13 protein-coding genes and 1 riboswitch are annotated in these 15197 nt (G+C 45.1%); of the genes, 2 read left to right on the top strand and 11 right to left on the bottom strand.

Annotated features, from left to right (window positions below):
• Positions 1-83 precede the first annotated feature (83 nt).
• From glmS to A8O14_RS11085, 5 genes are read right to left on the bottom strand one after another with little or no spacing between them, the layout of a single operon-like run.
• Complete coding sequence (gene glmS, locus A8O14_RS11065; protein WP_068949562.1) at positions 84-1916, bottom strand: glutamine--fructose-6-phosphate transaminase (isomerizing); 1833 nt, start codon at positions 1914-1916, stop codon at positions 84-86.
• Complete coding sequence (gene glmU, locus A8O14_RS11070) at positions 1916-3403, bottom strand: bifunctional UDP-N-acetylglucosamine diphosphorylase/glucosamine-1-phosphate N-acetyltransferase GlmU (protein WP_068949563.1); 1488 nt, start codon at positions 3401-3403, stop codon at positions 1916-1918. Before glmU ends, glmS begins: the two co-directional genes overlap by 1 nt.
• Positions 3400-4308, bottom strand: a complete 909-nt coding sequence (gene ttcA, locus A8O14_RS11075; protein ID WP_068949564.1) for a tRNA 2-thiocytidine(32) synthetase TtcA — start codon at positions 4306-4308, stop codon at positions 3400-3402. The genes glmU and ttcA overlap by 4 nt, the downstream gene beginning before the upstream one ends.
• A gap of 24 nt (positions 4309-4332) precedes the next feature.
• Entirely contained in the window at positions 4333-4728 is a 396-nt protein-coding gene (locus tag A8O14_RS11080; protein ID WP_068949565.1) for a dihydroneopterin aldolase, read from the bottom strand.
• A gap of 14 nt (positions 4729-4742) precedes the next feature.
• A complete protein-coding gene (locus tag A8O14_RS11085) occupies positions 4743-5552 on the bottom strand; it encodes an SDR family oxidoreductase (RefSeq protein ID WP_068949566.1) in 810 nt (269 codons plus the stop codon).
• A gap of 25 nt (positions 5553-5577) precedes the next feature.
• On the opposite strand from A8O14_RS11085, the gene A8O14_RS11090 reads away from it, so the two are divergent.
• A complete protein-coding gene (locus A8O14_RS11090; protein ID WP_068949567.1) occupies positions 5578-6765 on the top strand; it encodes a class I SAM-dependent methyltransferase in 1188 nt (395 codons plus the stop codon).
• A 3-nt stretch (positions 6766-6768) separates the two neighbouring features.
• Here A8O14_RS11090 and A8O14_RS11095 read toward each other — a convergent pair whose 3' ends face one another.
• Genes A8O14_RS11095 through A8O14_RS11105 form a run of 3 tightly spaced genes read right to left on the bottom strand, consistent with a single transcriptional unit; the run spans position 6769 to position 10786 of the window.
• Positions 6769-7896 carry a polynucleotide adenylyltransferase gene (locus A8O14_RS11095; RefSeq protein ID WP_068949568.1) on the bottom strand — a complete coding sequence of 376 codons (1128 nt, stop codon included), beginning with the start codon at positions 7894-7896 and terminating at the stop codon, positions 6769-6771.
• Positions 7896-8804: a complex I NDUFA9 subunit family protein gene (locus tag A8O14_RS11100; RefSeq protein ID WP_068949569.1), complete on the bottom strand. Its 909-nt coding sequence runs from the start codon at positions 8802-8804 to the stop codon at positions 7896-7898. The genes A8O14_RS11095 and A8O14_RS11100 overlap by 1 nt, the downstream gene beginning before the upstream one ends.
• 23 nt (positions 8805-8827) lie before the next feature.
• Entirely contained in the window at positions 8828-10786 is a 1959-nt protein-coding gene (locus A8O14_RS11105) for a lytic transglycosylase domain-containing protein (protein ID WP_068949570.1), read from the bottom strand.
• A 78-nt stretch (positions 10787-10864) separates the two neighbouring features.
• On the opposite strand from A8O14_RS11105, the gene A8O14_RS11110 reads away from it, so the two are divergent.
• The gene (locus A8O14_RS11110; protein WP_068949571.1) at positions 10865-11491 is read left to right on the top strand and encodes a 5-formyltetrahydrofolate cyclo-ligase; all 627 of its coding nucleotides are present in this window, start codon (positions 10865-10867) and stop codon (positions 11489-11491) included.
• Here the strand turns inward: A8O14_RS11110 and metF are convergent.
• From metF to metK, 3 genes are all read right to left on the bottom strand, one after another.
• Positions 11480-12310, bottom strand: a complete 831-nt coding sequence (metF, locus tag A8O14_RS11115) for a methylenetetrahydrofolate reductase [NAD(P)H] (RefSeq protein ID WP_068949572.1) — start codon at positions 12308-12310, stop codon at positions 11480-11482. The genes A8O14_RS11110 and metF overlap by 12 nt on opposite strands.
• 30 nt (positions 12311-12340) lie before the next feature.
• On the bottom strand, positions 12341-13786 hold the full coding sequence (ahcY, locus tag A8O14_RS11120; protein WP_068949573.1) for an adenosylhomocysteinase: 1446 nt from the start codon (positions 13784-13786) through the stop codon (positions 12341-12343).
• A 61-nt stretch (positions 13787-13847) separates the two neighbouring features.
• Positions 13848-13953, bottom strand: a riboswitch (S-adenosyl-L-homocysteine riboswitch).
• Positions 13954-14029: 76 nt separating this feature from the next.
• Positions 14030-15196: a methionine adenosyltransferase gene (gene metK / locus A8O14_RS11125; protein ID WP_068949574.1), complete on the bottom strand. Its 1167-nt coding sequence runs from the start codon at positions 15194-15196 to the stop codon at positions 14030-14032.
• Position 15197 lies beyond the last annotated feature (1 nt).

The raw sequence follows: 15197 nt of genomic DNA on the forward strand, positions 1-15197 counted from the left end.
GAAATAGCATCAGGGCCTTGTAAAGCCCTGATTTATCTACTTAAATTGGTTCACAAGTTTTTGTGACAGTCAAACAAAAGGATTTATTCGACTGTCACACTCTTTGCCAAGTTGCGCGGCTTATCGACATCAGTCCCACGAGCACAGGCAGTGTGATACGCCAGCAGCTGTAAGGGAACGACATGCAAGATGGGTGAGAGATTGCCGTAATGTTCAGGCAGGCGGATCACATTGATTCCATCGCTACTCACAATCTCGGTATCTTGATCAGCGAAAACGTACAACTTGCCCCCACGTGCCTTAACTTCCTGCATATTGGATTTTAATTTCTCCAATAAATCGTCTTTTGGAGCAACTGTTACTACTGGCATCTTGTCCGTCACCAACGCCAAAGGTCCATGCTTTAATTCACCGGCTGGATAAGCCTCTGCGTGAATATAAGAAATTTCTTTTAACTTCAACGCGCCTTCAAGAGCAATTGGGTAATGTAAGCCACGCCCCAAAAACAAAGCATTCTCACACTTTGCAAATGCATCGCTCCAGGCAATAATTTGCGGCTCAAGCGCAAGCACTGCGTGCAAGGCTTTTGGTAAATGACGTAACTCACGAAGAAGTTCTTTTTCTTTTTCAGCGGAAATTCTTCCAGCACGCTTAGCAATCGAAACTGCTAAAAGATATAAGGCCAATAATTGTGTGGTAAATGCCTTTGTCGATGCAACACCAATTTCTGTGCCAGCTTTAGTTAAAAAATGCCAATCAGTTTCCCGAACCATAGCACTACTTGCAACGTTACAAATGGCTAAAGTGTATTGATGCCCAAGGGCCTTAGCATGACGGAGAGCCGCCAAGGTATCTGCTGTCTCACCCGATTGCGAGACCACCACAATCAAAGTCTTTGGATTTGGCACTGTTGTCCGATAGCGATATTCACTAGCAATTTCCACTTGCGTGGGAATACCTGCAATATCTTCTAGCCAATACTTCGCTATACATGCAGAGTAATAGCTGGTACCGCAAGCCAGAATCAAAATTTGATCGAATGCTTTCCAGTCTTCCAGGTTGGCACCAAACAACTCAGGTCCAAATGAAGCAATGTTCGCAAGGGTATCGCCAATTGCTCTGGGTTGCTCAAAAATCTCTTTTTGCATGTAATGCTGATAAGGGCCAAGATCAACAGAGTCAGCTTGTGCCGGCATTGGCTTGCGATCACGCTCTACAGACTTGCCGGATTGATCAATTACTTCAACATCATCCGCCTTCAAGATGGCGACATCACCCTCTTCTAAATACATCATTGCATGAGCACGCCCTGCTAAAGCAAGGGCATCCGAAGCCAAGAAATTTTCTTCATTACCTAGCGCTACAACTAATGGCGAGCCTGCACGAGCACCAACTAATGTTGTTGGGTTATCTTGGGCAATTACGCCAATAGCATAGGCCCCATGCAATTTTGGCAGCACCGCCCTTACTGCTTTAGCAATATCTTTTTGAACAGCACTCACATACTGCTGATGAATTAAATGGGCAATCACTTCCGTATCAGTCTCGGAGGTAAAAATGTAGCCAGCAGCTTTTAATTCTGTTCGGAGCGTTTCGTAGTTTTCAATAATACCGTTATGAACTACAGCGATCAAACCATTAGAGATATGGGGATGGGCATTTTGGGTATCTGGCTTACCATGGGTTGCCCAGCGAGTATGTGCAATCCCCAGAGTGCCACGAAAGTCTTTACTTTGCTCAGCAAGCTCAGAAACCCGTGCCGTGGTACGGGCTCTTTCAATAGGGTGTTTAGTATCATCTCCATTAATGACCGCAAAGCCACAGGAGTCATAGCCTCGATACTCAAGGCGGCGCAAACCCTCAACTAAAACATCAACAATATTTTGATGAGATGCTGCACCAACAATGCCACACATTATTTTTTGCCCTTTACTGCTGTCTTGACTGCTTTTTTGACTACTTTCTTTGTAGTCTTTTTGGGAACAGCTTTTTTCGTAGCTACTTTTTTGATAGGGCGCTGCCATTGCAAAGATATTTGTTTTGCTCTTGATACTGTGAGTTGGTTCGCAGGTGCATCCTTAGTTAGGGTTGTACCAGCACCCAGAGTAGCACCGCGACCAACTCGTACTGGGGCAACTAGTTGTGTATCTGAGCCGATGAAGACATCATCTTCGATAATGGTCTGATGTTTATTGACGCCATCGTAATTACAGGTAATGGTGCCAGCGCCAATATTGACCCTTGAACCCACAATGGAGTCGCCAACATAGGCTAGGTGATTAGCTTTGCTATTTGCAGCAATTTTGCTGTTCTTTACCTCGACAAAATTACCGATGTGAACATCATTCGATAAATCTGAGCCAGGGCGTAAACGAGCATAAGGACCAATCACTGACTGATTACCAACCTTTGCGCCATCTAAATGGCTATACGCATGAATCGATACATCCTTACCGATGGTGGTATTACGAAGTACACAGTAAGGACCAATCTTGGCGCCTGAGGCCAGCGTTACACAACCCTCAAATACGCAACCTACATCAATTGAAACATCAGTACCGCACTCTAACGTGCCGCGCACATCAATACGCGCAGGATCAGCAAGTGATACGCCCGCATCCATTAACTGATTCGCAATATTAAGTTGATAAACTCGCTCTAGTGCGGCTAATTGATCGCGACTATTAACGCCAACAGTTTCAAACTCATCATCCGCCTGGGTTGTCCGAATAGGCACGCCATCTTTAACGGCCATCGCAATGACATCTGTTAAGTAGTACTCGCCCTGAGCATTACCGGCACGCAAAGCCTTGAGCCACTTCTTCAAAGCATTCGTAGGCAACACCATAATGCCGGTATTAATTTCTTGAATAGCTTTTTGTGAAGTTGATGCATCTTTTTCTTCGATAATCGCCTTTACAGAACCATCTGTATCGCGCACGATGCGGCCATAACCAGCTGGGTTAGTTAAATTCTGCGTAAGTAGTGCCAGCGCAGAATCTTTACTTCGCACGCCATCTGCCAGCTTGACCAGCTTGCTTAAGGTTTTTTGAGTCGTAAGTGGTACGTCGCCATACAAAACTAGTGTGGGCTCATTTACACTCAGCCTAGGCAATGCTTGCAAAAGCGCATGGCCAGTACCTTTTTGCTGAGCCTGAAGCGTAGTGCTTACCTTACTAAATCTGAAGTCTTCTTTGGCGATGCTTGTTAAAAATTCCTTAACATCTGCCACACCATGTCCGACAACCACAATGGGTCCATTGTTAGAGGACTTGCCTTGAAGAGATAAAGCAGTGTTGAGCACGTGTTGTAGAAGGGGCTTGCCTGCCAAAGTTTGCAGAACCTTGGGCACTGCGGATTTCATCCGCTTTCCTTGCCCAGCAGCCAATATGACGATATTCATAAAAGGGGATTATAAGCCCCCTGTATGAGGGTTCCACAAGCCAACTCGTCTAAATCCGCTTCGTCAATTGCCTTATCACCAGAAGATCTAGCGGCAATTCCAGTCAACTCAGTAGAAATCTCCAGGTTCTGAAAATCAAAGGCCTCTCCATCCATTAAATGGGATGGCACGATGTGATGCATTGATCGGAATAGATTTTCTACGCGACCAGGGTGCTTCTTCTCCCAATCGCGAAGCATTTCCTTCATTACTTGGCGCTGAAGATTGGGCTGACTACCGCATAAATCACAAGGGATGATTGGAAAATTCATATCTCCCGCGTAACGCTCCAACAGTTTTTCTGGAACATAAGCGAGAGGGCGAATCACAATATGCTTGCCATCATCTGAGCGCAATTTAGGAGGCATGCCTTTTAGCTTACCTGCATAGAACATATTTAGCATCAATGTTTCTAATATGTCATCGCGATGATGCCCCAGAGCAATCTTTGTTGCACCTAATTCATCTGCAACACGATACAAAATACCGCGCCGCAAACGAGAACACAAACCACATGTGGTCTTGCCTTCAGGAATCACACGCTTGACAATGCTGTAGGTATCTTGCTCCTCTATATAAAATGGAATACCCAAACTCTTCAAATAGTTGGGCAATATCTCTGCTGGGAAATTGGGTTGCTTCTGATCTAAGTTCACGGCAACGATTTCAAAATTGATTGGCGCGCGCTCACGTAATTTCATCAAGATATCGAGCATGGCATAGCTATCTTTACCGCCAGAAACACATACCATTACCTTATCACCATCTTCGATCATGCCGAAATCACCAATAGCCTGACCTACCAAGCGACAGAGTTTTTTCTCTAGCTTATTCTCTTCGAAGACAACTTTACGAATATCACCCATGACTATTCAATTCTTTCGAAAACTTCACGACTGTTTAATACGGAATACTTCAACGCCTACTGAATGACAATCTGGGTAGACATCTGGTTTGGCAGTACTAACGCGGGCAGCCAAGACCTTAGGATGCAATAACATTGCAGTCACAATGTCGTCGCAAAAAGTTTCCTGTAGTTGAATATGGCCTTTAGAGGCTATCTCCTTTATGGTTTCACGCATAAAGTCGTAATCTACCACCTCATCCAATTGATCCTGCGTTGGTGTATTCATCGCGAGTGGAATATATAAGTCCACATTCAAAATCACGCGCTGCTCGGCTTTCTTTTCAAAATCATGGACACCAATATTGATATAGATCTCGTAGTCACGCAAAAATAGACGGCGACAATCAATCAAGGCGGGATGGGAAAGAATTGCATGCATGAATAATGACTTCTTTAATTTGTTTTGAACATCACATCACGTGATGAAGGTGATAAATGTTGGCCGCCATCCACATAAAGAGTGGTGCCAGTAATTGCACTTGAATCAGCCAAAAATACGGCGGCCTTTGCAATGTCTATTGGTGTAGATGACTTACCAAGCGGCGTCATTTGATGTGCCTTTGAGAAGCCCTCATAAGTTTGATCTCCAGATGGCAGCGAAATGCCCGGCGCTAAACCGACCACTCTTAAGTGTGGAGCAAAATCCATTGCCAATATTTCAACTGAAGTTGCTAGCGCAGCCTTTGATAAGGTGTATGACAAATAATCGGGGTTAAGGTTGATTAACTTTTGATCGAGCAATTGAATCACGGATGGAAGTTCATCCAACTTCTGAGCTTTGTCTCTTTGCAAGCCAAACATGAGCTGTGACAACAAAAGGGGCGCAGTTAAATTAACCTGCATATGCTCTTGCAAACTTTTAGCGCTCAGCGGCATATTGGAAATGGCTCGGTCATATTCAAAGATCGATGCGCTATTCACTAAGCAGTGCAAATTAACAAATTGCTTACTCACTTGAGAAAAGAGATTCTGAGCTGCTCGCTCGTCAGCCAAATCAGCCTGAAAAGCTTCACCCTTTACACCCAGCGCCTCTATTTGAGAAACGGTTTCCTGGGCCTCCTTCTCGGATCGCCCATAATGAACAGCTACATCCCATCCTTGGCGTGCGAATTGCAAAGCGATTTCTCGACCTAAGCGCTTGGCAGCGCCGGTCACTAAAACGGCTTTTCGTTGCTGGGAAGGGGAGGTTGAACTGGGGTTCAATTAAATTCTCTTAGACTAGCGAGCTATGGATATTACCTTGACCAGCCTCGAAACGGAGCACAGTGAGCTCCTGAAGGCCAAAATAGCCTCTCAGATCGCCTCCCAGAGCGGCTGGATGTCTTTTTCTCGTTATATGGAGATGGTCCTATACGAGCCCGGTATGGGCTATTACAGCGCGGGTGCTCATAAGCTAGGCTCTGGCGGGGACTTCACCACTGCGCCTGAGCTAAGCCCCTTATTTGGCGCAGCTATTTGCACAACACTGATTCCGGTTCTAGAGGGCCTCAAAGCGCAAGGTCTACCAACTCAAATTTTGGAATTTGGTGCCGGCACTGGCAAGCTAGCAACATCCATCCTGGATCGGCTGCACGACTTAGGCTTCAACCTTGATCGCTATGACATAGTAGAAATCTCTCCTGACTTAGCGCAACGTCAGCAAGAACGCATTAATAAAACTATTGCCAAACTCAATGTCTCCACTCAATGTAATTGGCTTAATGCGCTACCTAAAGATTTTAAGGGAGTCATTCTTGCAAATGAAGTCATTGATGCGATTCCATGTGATGCCATCATTTATCAAAATGGATTTTGGTATTGGTATGGCGTTGCTTTTGAAAATGACAAGCTTATCTGGAAGTCAGGATTACCTGTTGGGCAAGATTTACTTCCAGAAACGCTACTGAGCGGAAATTTTTCTGAAGGGTATATCACCGAACTACATGCTCCAGCACAAGCATGGATGAGCCACGTTGCAAAGCACCTACATAGCGGCCTATTCTTAACTTTTGATTACGGCTTTCCAGAAAGTGAGTATTACCACTCTCAAAGGCTTGAAGGCACGCTGATGGCACACCATCGTCATCATGCGATTCAAGATCCATTTCATCTTCCAGGCCTTTGCGATCTCACAACCCATGTAGAGTGGACGCAAATCGCCCGCAGTGCACTTGCGGAAAATGCTGATGATATTTTCCTCACAAACCAAGCCGCTTATTTATTAGATGCTGGCATTGGAGATATTGCCCTAGAGATCGCCGACCCTAATAACTCAGAAATATTCTTACCCATTTCAAACTCTTTACAAAAATTATTGTCTGAAGCCGAAATGGGAGAGCTGTTTAAAGCCTTTGCTTTTTCTAAAAACTTAAATCAGTTATTGCCCGGACAAACACTAGAGGATCTGCCTGGCTTACGTGGTAGAAATAGACTCTAAGAATTACGCATCCAGGGCGGCAGAAATTGCTGCCAATCTTGCCACTTCAAATGCACTGCCGATGCGCTCTCCATTTGAGCGATCCTGCGCAGCAACACCCGCAATAATCTCAGCTGTATTCAGCGCCTGAGCATCACGCATTGCTTTGATCAAGAGAGAAGTATTGATTCCAATTTTTTGAGCAAGATTTAAGAGGGCATGTCCTCGATCAGGCTTGCGCCATACATCAGCACGATTAAACCAAGCCAAAACATTGACTGCCTGAAAAACGTTATTAGATTCATTGATGAAAGCAATTAACTCACTAAAGATTTCGCTAAAGTCGCGAATCTCAATTGGCATACGAATACATTCTGCCCATGAGCGAATTTCATTGCCGGAAACATGCATGAGAACAATTGCACAGCGCTCATCCAAAGCCGTCCCAATTGAATCGAGATTCTGAATTAACTCCTCACGGAATTGTTCATGGGCCAGCTGTTCATTTAACGTTAGTGAAAGAATAGTTTTGGCAGCTCCAGTATTCAGCAGTACTTGGAACATATGCATCGGCTTTTTAGCCACTAAGCCTCTAGCAAGTTCTTGCCAGATACGCTCTGCTGATAACGTATTTAATTCATTTGCTTGAACGATTGCCTTTAACGCAAGCATCGTTTCGTCGGCAACAGTAAATTCTGGAAAGCGTGCTGCAAAACGTGCAATACGCAATAAACGCAATGGATCTTCTGCAAACGCATCCGACACATGACGAAATACTTTTGCAGCCAAATCTTCTTGACCGTTATATGGATCCAAAATGGGGCCAACTAATTCTCCATTTGCACCTACTTCTTGAGCCATTGCATTAATGGTTAAATCACGGCGCTCTAAGTCTTGTTCTAGGGTGACCGAAGGATCAGCATAAAAATGAAAGCCTTTATAGCCTTTGCCGGTTTTACGCTCAGTTCGCGCTAAAGCATATTCAGCCTGCGTTTCGGGATGAAGAAACACCGGAAAATCTTTCCCTACAGGGCGAAAGCCTTTAGCAAGCATCTCTTCCACGCTAGAGCCCACCACCACATAATCAATATCATGGACTGGCAGACCCATTAGGGTGTCTCGAATTGCCCCGCCAACGGCGTAAATCTTCATTACTGCATGCCCTCCAAACGGCGACGACTTATTTTGAATACTTCAGTTAAGGCATCTATTCCATTTGACGGCAAAATATTCGGCAACTGCATAGAGGCAATGTTATCGCGCGACATCAGAGTTGGACCAGGCAAGAATTCAAAGGCTAGGGCCTGCAGGTAGCCAACAAATGCTGGCACAGGAATAATGGCACATGAAGTTTTTGCTTTGTGAGCAGCAAATTCAACAATCTCTTTCATCGTGTAGACCGAAGGACCCACTAAGTCATAAGATTGATGGATTGTTTGCGGCATCGTCAATGCCTTTATAAATGCAGTTGCAACATCATCCACACTCACTGGCTGAAACCTTGCTTGATAGTTGGCTAAAGGCATTGCTGGAAATAATTTGGTGAGCTTAGCAAACAAATTTATGAATTGATCTTGTTCACCAAAAATGACTGAGGGTCTAAAAATAGTCCAGTCTAGATTGCTAGCCTTCACTGCAGCCTCACCATCTCCTTTGCTACGCTGATACATCGAAGGGCCCTTAGAGTCCGCACCTAATGCGCTCATATGTAAGTAGCGCTTTAGGCCATGCACCTGCATTGCAGTAATAATATTTTTTGGCAGATCCACATGTGCGGCCTTGAATACTTTGCCATAGGGCTGAGCAGGCTTATCGTGCAACACACCTACCAAATTAATAACTGCTCCATTGGGTCTTATGCGAGCACACAAAGACTGCAATTCATCAAAGTCATGAACATCAGCATCCTCAATATAAATCTTGGGTAGCATACGTAGCTCACGACCTGAGTTGGGACGGCTAGATGGAATTAATACTGAATAGCCGGCAAACTGCAGCTGTGCAGCCATTACGCGACCTACAAAACCGTTGCCGCCAATTAGCAGAATGTCATATTGCATAGAACCCCTAGGTTTCAGTACGTTTAAGGTAACTCAGACTGTGTAGCCGCTTTTGGTGTGATGACCCCTAAACGCTGTTTCAATGATTGCGTCTGCCCATTCATTACGGATGAATAGTAATTTGCATTAGACAGCACATTTTTTACATAGGTGCGAGTCTCAGTGAATGGAATGGTTTCAGCAAAAATGGCCCCCTCAGTAGGGCTAGTCAATTTTTCGCGCCAAGCCTTAGAGCGTGAGGGCCCCGCGTTATAAGCAGCGGAGGCTAAAACCCAAGAACCATCTAAATCAATTAACACCATATTGAGATAGTTGCTACCCAGAGTCAGGTTGGTATTGGTATCGCTTAACTTATCGTTGGTGTAATTGGTCATGCCAATTTTTTTAGCCACATACTTTGCAGTATTGGGCATCACCTGCATCAGTCCGGAAGCGCCTACTGATGAAGATGCATTCATGATGAATCGTGATTCTTGGCGAATGAGTCCATAGGCCCAAGCGAGATTCAAATCGATCTGCCTTGCAATGGGTGATAACTCATCCCGATATGGCGTTGGGTAACGCAGACTAAAGTCATGCTCCTGTTTTGTACGGTCAGCCGTATTGACCACGCGATCATACAAATTAATGCGCTTGGCATATTCCGCGGCAGCTAATAATTGCTTATCAGTCATATTGCGTAATTCCCAATTCCACTCACGATTACCTTCAAAGCGCAAGTTCATTGCATACAAACGCTCGCCACGAATAAAGCCTTTGCGAGTAGCCATCGCATCAATCTCTTGCTCGGTCACCTTGGTACGTGCTGGCGCATGATTAGACTTGCCTAACTCTTCACGGGCCAGTTGACCATAGAAGTTATACTGCTCGGCAATCAATTCAAAGCTATCTTTGGCCTTTGCGTCCTGGCCTTCGGCTTTCAGTGCGCGCCCATACCAATAAGTCCATGCTGGATCTTTACTGCGCACGACAGGATTCATACCGTCGATCGCATTCTTTACGAGAACCCAATCTTTTGCACGTAAGCCTGCTCTTACCTTCCACTCCTGCGACTCAACAGAGAGTAGTTCGTTATAGCCTAGCTCTTGTTGCAAACGATAGGCATCATCTGCGTTGGGGTCTAATTTCTTCGCCAGAAATTGGCCAATCACACCCCAAGCAACTGCTTGATTTTCTTTGCTATAGCGTGAAGATGTTTGCAAGAAATCACGGTAAGCTTTTGATGGATCAGCCTTAGCCGCTTTCACAATATCTCCAATAGGATCATCGCCACCAAGACGCTTAGCCATGGTGTCAAAACCTCTTTCACTAGCCGCGCGACCAATTGCCTTAGCCTCGCTTGGCGTCATGCCGCCAGCTGCTACTAATGAAGGCACCAGCTCCTGACAGGCTTGGCCAAAATAACTTGGATCTAGTAATACTGCGCGCGAATCAATTGCTAACTTTGTTGGATTTTCGCCTTGCGATAATTTAGATAACAAGGAATAACACTTCACTTGAGTGTCATCATCTAGAACAAACTTGGCATACTCTGCATCAAAACGCACCCAGTCTTTTCTCTTGCCCAAAACCAATAGCCAGTCATTGCGCAAGCGGTCTGCTAGAGCCGTTCCTTGGTATTGATTTAAGAATGCAACTACTTGCGCATCAGCACTGTAATCATTTCGGGCACCACCCGCACTATCAAACAACTGAGGCTTAATGCGAAAGTAAGCAACATAGTCATCAAAAGGGTAATTCGCTAAATTAGATGACAACTGCTGTGTACGAAATACATCATTTTTTCTAGCCGCTTCACGAAGATCAATAAACATCCGATCGGTGTCAGTAATTTCAGCAGGGGTAGCCTTACTCTCGTAGGATTTAGGTAAAACTGGCTTCTTGGACTTCTCAGCAAATGTATAGGGCGCATTAAGGGCTAGGCCCAACACCAGAATCTTTACCCATTGATGGTATTTGCGAGTTTTTAACTGCTTTTTCACGATCCAACCCTATATTGATAAATTAGGCATTCTCGTTGCGCTAACTTGATTACTATATCTTCTAATTTTCGCCTGATAATGCACGATATGCACGGTAATTCACCAAAAACTCTTCGCCAGGAATTATTAAAGCAACGCAAACAATTTGCAGCTAGCGAAAGGTATACCCAAATAAAGGATCTCTTAGCTGCAGACTTAAAGCGGTTTTTAGCAACTGATGGCAGCTCTGTGCAAACTATCGCACTCTATTGGCCCATTCTAGATGAGTTAGATTTGCGCCCCAGCATGATTACATGGTCAAAAAATGTGCCTGGACGTCGACTTACCCTCCCCTATGCGCGCCCCGACAAGCATCTTGATTTTTATGAATGGAAGGATGGGGATAGCCTCATTCCTAGCGCGCACAATGTTCCAGAACCTGACCCTAGTAACCTGAATAGACCAGCGCTACAGCCTGACTGCATTCTGATCCCTTGTGTTGGTTGGTCTAGCTCAACTGTAAACGGTAAAACTCACTACTGGCGCCTAGGCTACGGGGGCGGTTACTTTGACCGAACCCTTGCTGATCTTAGGAAAAAAAATCCCAAACTGATTTGCATTGGGATTGGGTTTGACTGGCAGAAGCTAGATGATGACCAATGGTCGGCTCAAACTCATGATGAGCCTTTAGATCTACTGCTTACTGAATCAGGCTTACTTCGTTAAATCTAAGTTATCTGCGATTGCCAAAACCGCATCAGCCTGATTCAAAGAATAGAAATGCAAGCCTGGTGCACCAGCAGTCAAAAGCTGATCACATAAATCCGTAACCACCTCTTCACCAAACGCACGAATAGAATCAATGTCGTCACCATAAGACTGAAGACGCAAACGAATCCAACGCGGAATCTCGGCGCCACAAGCGTCTGAAAAACGTAGCAACTGAGTGCTATTGGTAATCGGCATAATCCCGGCAATGATTGGCTGAGTAACGCCTAAGTCATAAGCCTCATCTACAAAACGAAAGTAGGCATCACTGTTGTAGAAATACTGAGTCACAGCAGAATTGGCGCCGGCCTTCATTTTTTGCGCAAAGAAATCAATATCGCTTGCAGGCGACTTTGCCTGCGGATGAGTCTCAGGGTAAGCAGCCACGTCAATATGAAACCAGTTACCTGTTTCAGATCGAATAAATGCTACTAACTCATTGGCATGATGAAACTCACCATACTGGCCCATGCCAGAGGGCAGGTCGCCACGCAAAGCAACAATCCGCTTTACGCCTATCGCTTGATACTGCTTCAACATTTCCCTCACGCTGTCACGTGAGCTACCAACACAAGATAAGTGAGGAGCAACTGCAGCACCTGCCGCATGAATATCGCTCACCACTTTTAATGTGCCAGACTGAGTAGAGCCGCCAGCACCAAAAGTCACGGAATAAAACGAGGGCTTGAGGGTTTCGCTAAAACGCTCACGCACGAGATGCAACTTATTCTCACCTTCAGGTGTTTTTGGAGGAAAGAACTCGACGCTTAATTCCATGATCTTGGGCCTAAATATTTATTGAATGAATTAATAGCGATAGTGATCAGCCTTATATGGGCCTTCCTTCGTTACGCCAATATAAGAAGCTTGCTGATCAGTCAATTCCGTCAACTGTGCATTGAGCTTCTTCAACTGCAAGCGTGCAACTTTCTCATCCAAATGCTTAGGTAATGTGTAAACACCAATTGGGTATTTATTTGTGCCTACTGCATTCCATAATTCAATTTGTGCAATCACTTGGTTTGCAAATGAAGAGCTCATCACATATGAAGGATGGCCTGTACCGCAACCCAGATTCACCAAGCGGCCCTTAGCCAAAATGATGATGCGCTTCTCTGGCTGACCATTGCTTGCCGGAAAAATGACATGGTCAACTTGTGGCTTGATCTCTTCCCACTTGTACTTTTCGATGCCCGCAACATCAATCTCATTATCAAAGTGACCGATATTACAAACAATGGCTTGGTCTTTCATCTTGGCCATATGATCATGAGTGATTACATGATAGTTACCAGTTGCTGAAACGAAGATATCGGCTTTATCAGCGGCGTAATCCATCGTTACAACACGGTAGCCTTCCATCGCAGCTTGTAATGCGCAAATTGGATCGACTTCAGTTACCCAAACTTGAGCAGACAAGGCACGTAATGCTTGTGCAGAGCCCTTGCCTACATCGCCGTAACCACAAACTACTGCAACCTTACCAGCGATCATTACATCAGTAGCGCGCTTAATTGCATCAACCAAAGATTCACGGCAACCATAAAGATTGTCGAACTTACTTTTGGTTACAGAATCATTAACGTTAATTGCCGGGAACTTTAACTCATCCTTAGCAAACATCTGATACAAGCGATGCACACCAGTGGTGGTTTCTTCAGTAACGCCTTTTACTTTTTCTAAACGGGTTGAATACCAAGTTGGATCTTGTGCCAATTTTTTCTTAATGGCAGAGAATAAAATCGTCTCTTCTTCGCTAGTTGGATGATTCAAGCAGGCTTGATCCTTTTCAGCGCGAGCGCCAAGGTGTAACAACAAAGTCGCATCGCCGCCATCATCCAAAATCATATTTGTAAATCCACCATCAGCCCATTCAAAAATGCGATGGGTAAAGTCCCAGTATTGCTCAAGGGTTTCACCTTTGATTGCATAGACCGGTGTGCCATTAGCAGCGATTGCTGCAGCAGCATGGTCTTGGGTTGAGAAAATATTGCAAGATGCCCATTGCACTTCAGCACCAAGCGCCTCGAGAGTCTCAATTAGCACTGCAGTTTGAATGGTCATGTGCAATGAACCGGTGATGCGCGCACCACGTAATGGCTGTTGTGCAGCAAACTCATCGCGAATTGCGATCAAGCCAGGCATCTCAGTTTCAGCAATCGCAATTTCTTTGCGGCCAAAGTCAGCCAAAGAAATATCTGCAATTGCGCAACGAGTTGCAACAAAGTTATTTAAGTCAGAAACGGTATTCATTAATGCTCCAGCTAAATACGATCCAATGCTGGAGTGCAAACTCGCTAGCCGTTGAATCATGGGTTAGCGAGCGCGGTTGCAATTAGCAAACTCCGTTTAGGAATCTACTCCCTTCAAGCCTGGGGAAATGCTGGGTCTCAACATTCCTTGCAACGCTCCTTGAAGGTATGGCGTAATTGTAAACAATTACGCCATATTTCGCCTCAATACATCTAGAAACTGCTTTTTAATGCTCTCTAGCGCTTACAGGCCTGCTGCGGCACGTAATGCTGCAGCCTTGTCTGTCTGTTCCCAAGTAAATTCTGGCTCCTCACGACCAAAGTGGCCATAAGCAGCAGTCTTACGATAAATTGGGCGCAAGAGGTTAAGCATCTTCACAATGCCTTTTGGACGCAGATCAAAATGCTCGGAAACCAATTGAGCAATCTTTTCATCAGAAATCTTGCCAGTACCAAACGTGCTCACCATCACTGAAGTTGGTTTTGCTACGCCAATCGCGTAGGAAATCTGAATCAAGCACTTACTTGCCAAACCTGCAGCAACCACATTCTTCGCAACATAACGACCAGCATACGCAGCGGAGCGGTCAACCTTAGATGGATCCTTGCCTGAGAACGCACCACCGCCATGAGGAGCCGCACCACCGTAGGTGTCCACAATAATTTTGCGGCCAGTTAAACCACAATCGCCCTGTGGGCCGCCAATGACAAATCGACCTGTTGGGTTCACCAAGAAATTAATCGCACCTTTGATCAAATGCTTTGGCAATACTGGCTTGATGATTTCTTCGATAACCGCTTCACGCAATTTTTCGAGAGAAATATCTTCATCATGCTGAGTAGACAACACAACAGTATCAATAGAGTCGGGCTTGCCATCCACATAACGCAAGGTCACCTGTGACTTTGCGTCTGGGCGCAACCATGTCAAACGACCATCGCGGCGCAATTGAGATTGACGCTCTACCAAACGGTGCGACAAGTGAATTGGCAATGGCATGAGCTCAGAAGTCTCATCACAAGCATAACCAAACATCAAACCTTGATCACCAGCACCTTGATCTAAGCCGTCGTCATGCGCCTTATCAACACCTTGCGCAATATCTGGACTTTGCTTGTCATAAGCAACCAATACAGCGCAACCTTTGTAGTCAATGCCGTAAGCAGTATTGTCGTAACCAATTTCGCGCAAAGTGTTGCGAGCCACTTGGATGTAATCAACGTTGGCGTTGGTTGTGATTTCGCCAGCCAAAACAACTAAGCCGGTGTTACATAAAGTTTCTGCAGCAACACGAGCTGTTGGATCTTGAGCCAAGATGGCATCAAGAATCGAATCAGAAATTTGGTCTGCTACTTTATCGGGGTGACCTTCAGAGACTGACTCTGAGGTAAAGAAGTAATCATTTGCCATT

Source organism: Polynucleobacter wuianus, from assembly GCF_001659725.1.
Taxonomy (GTDB): Bacteria; Pseudomonadota; Gammaproteobacteria; order Burkholderiales; family Burkholderiaceae; genus Polynucleobacter; species Polynucleobacter wuianus.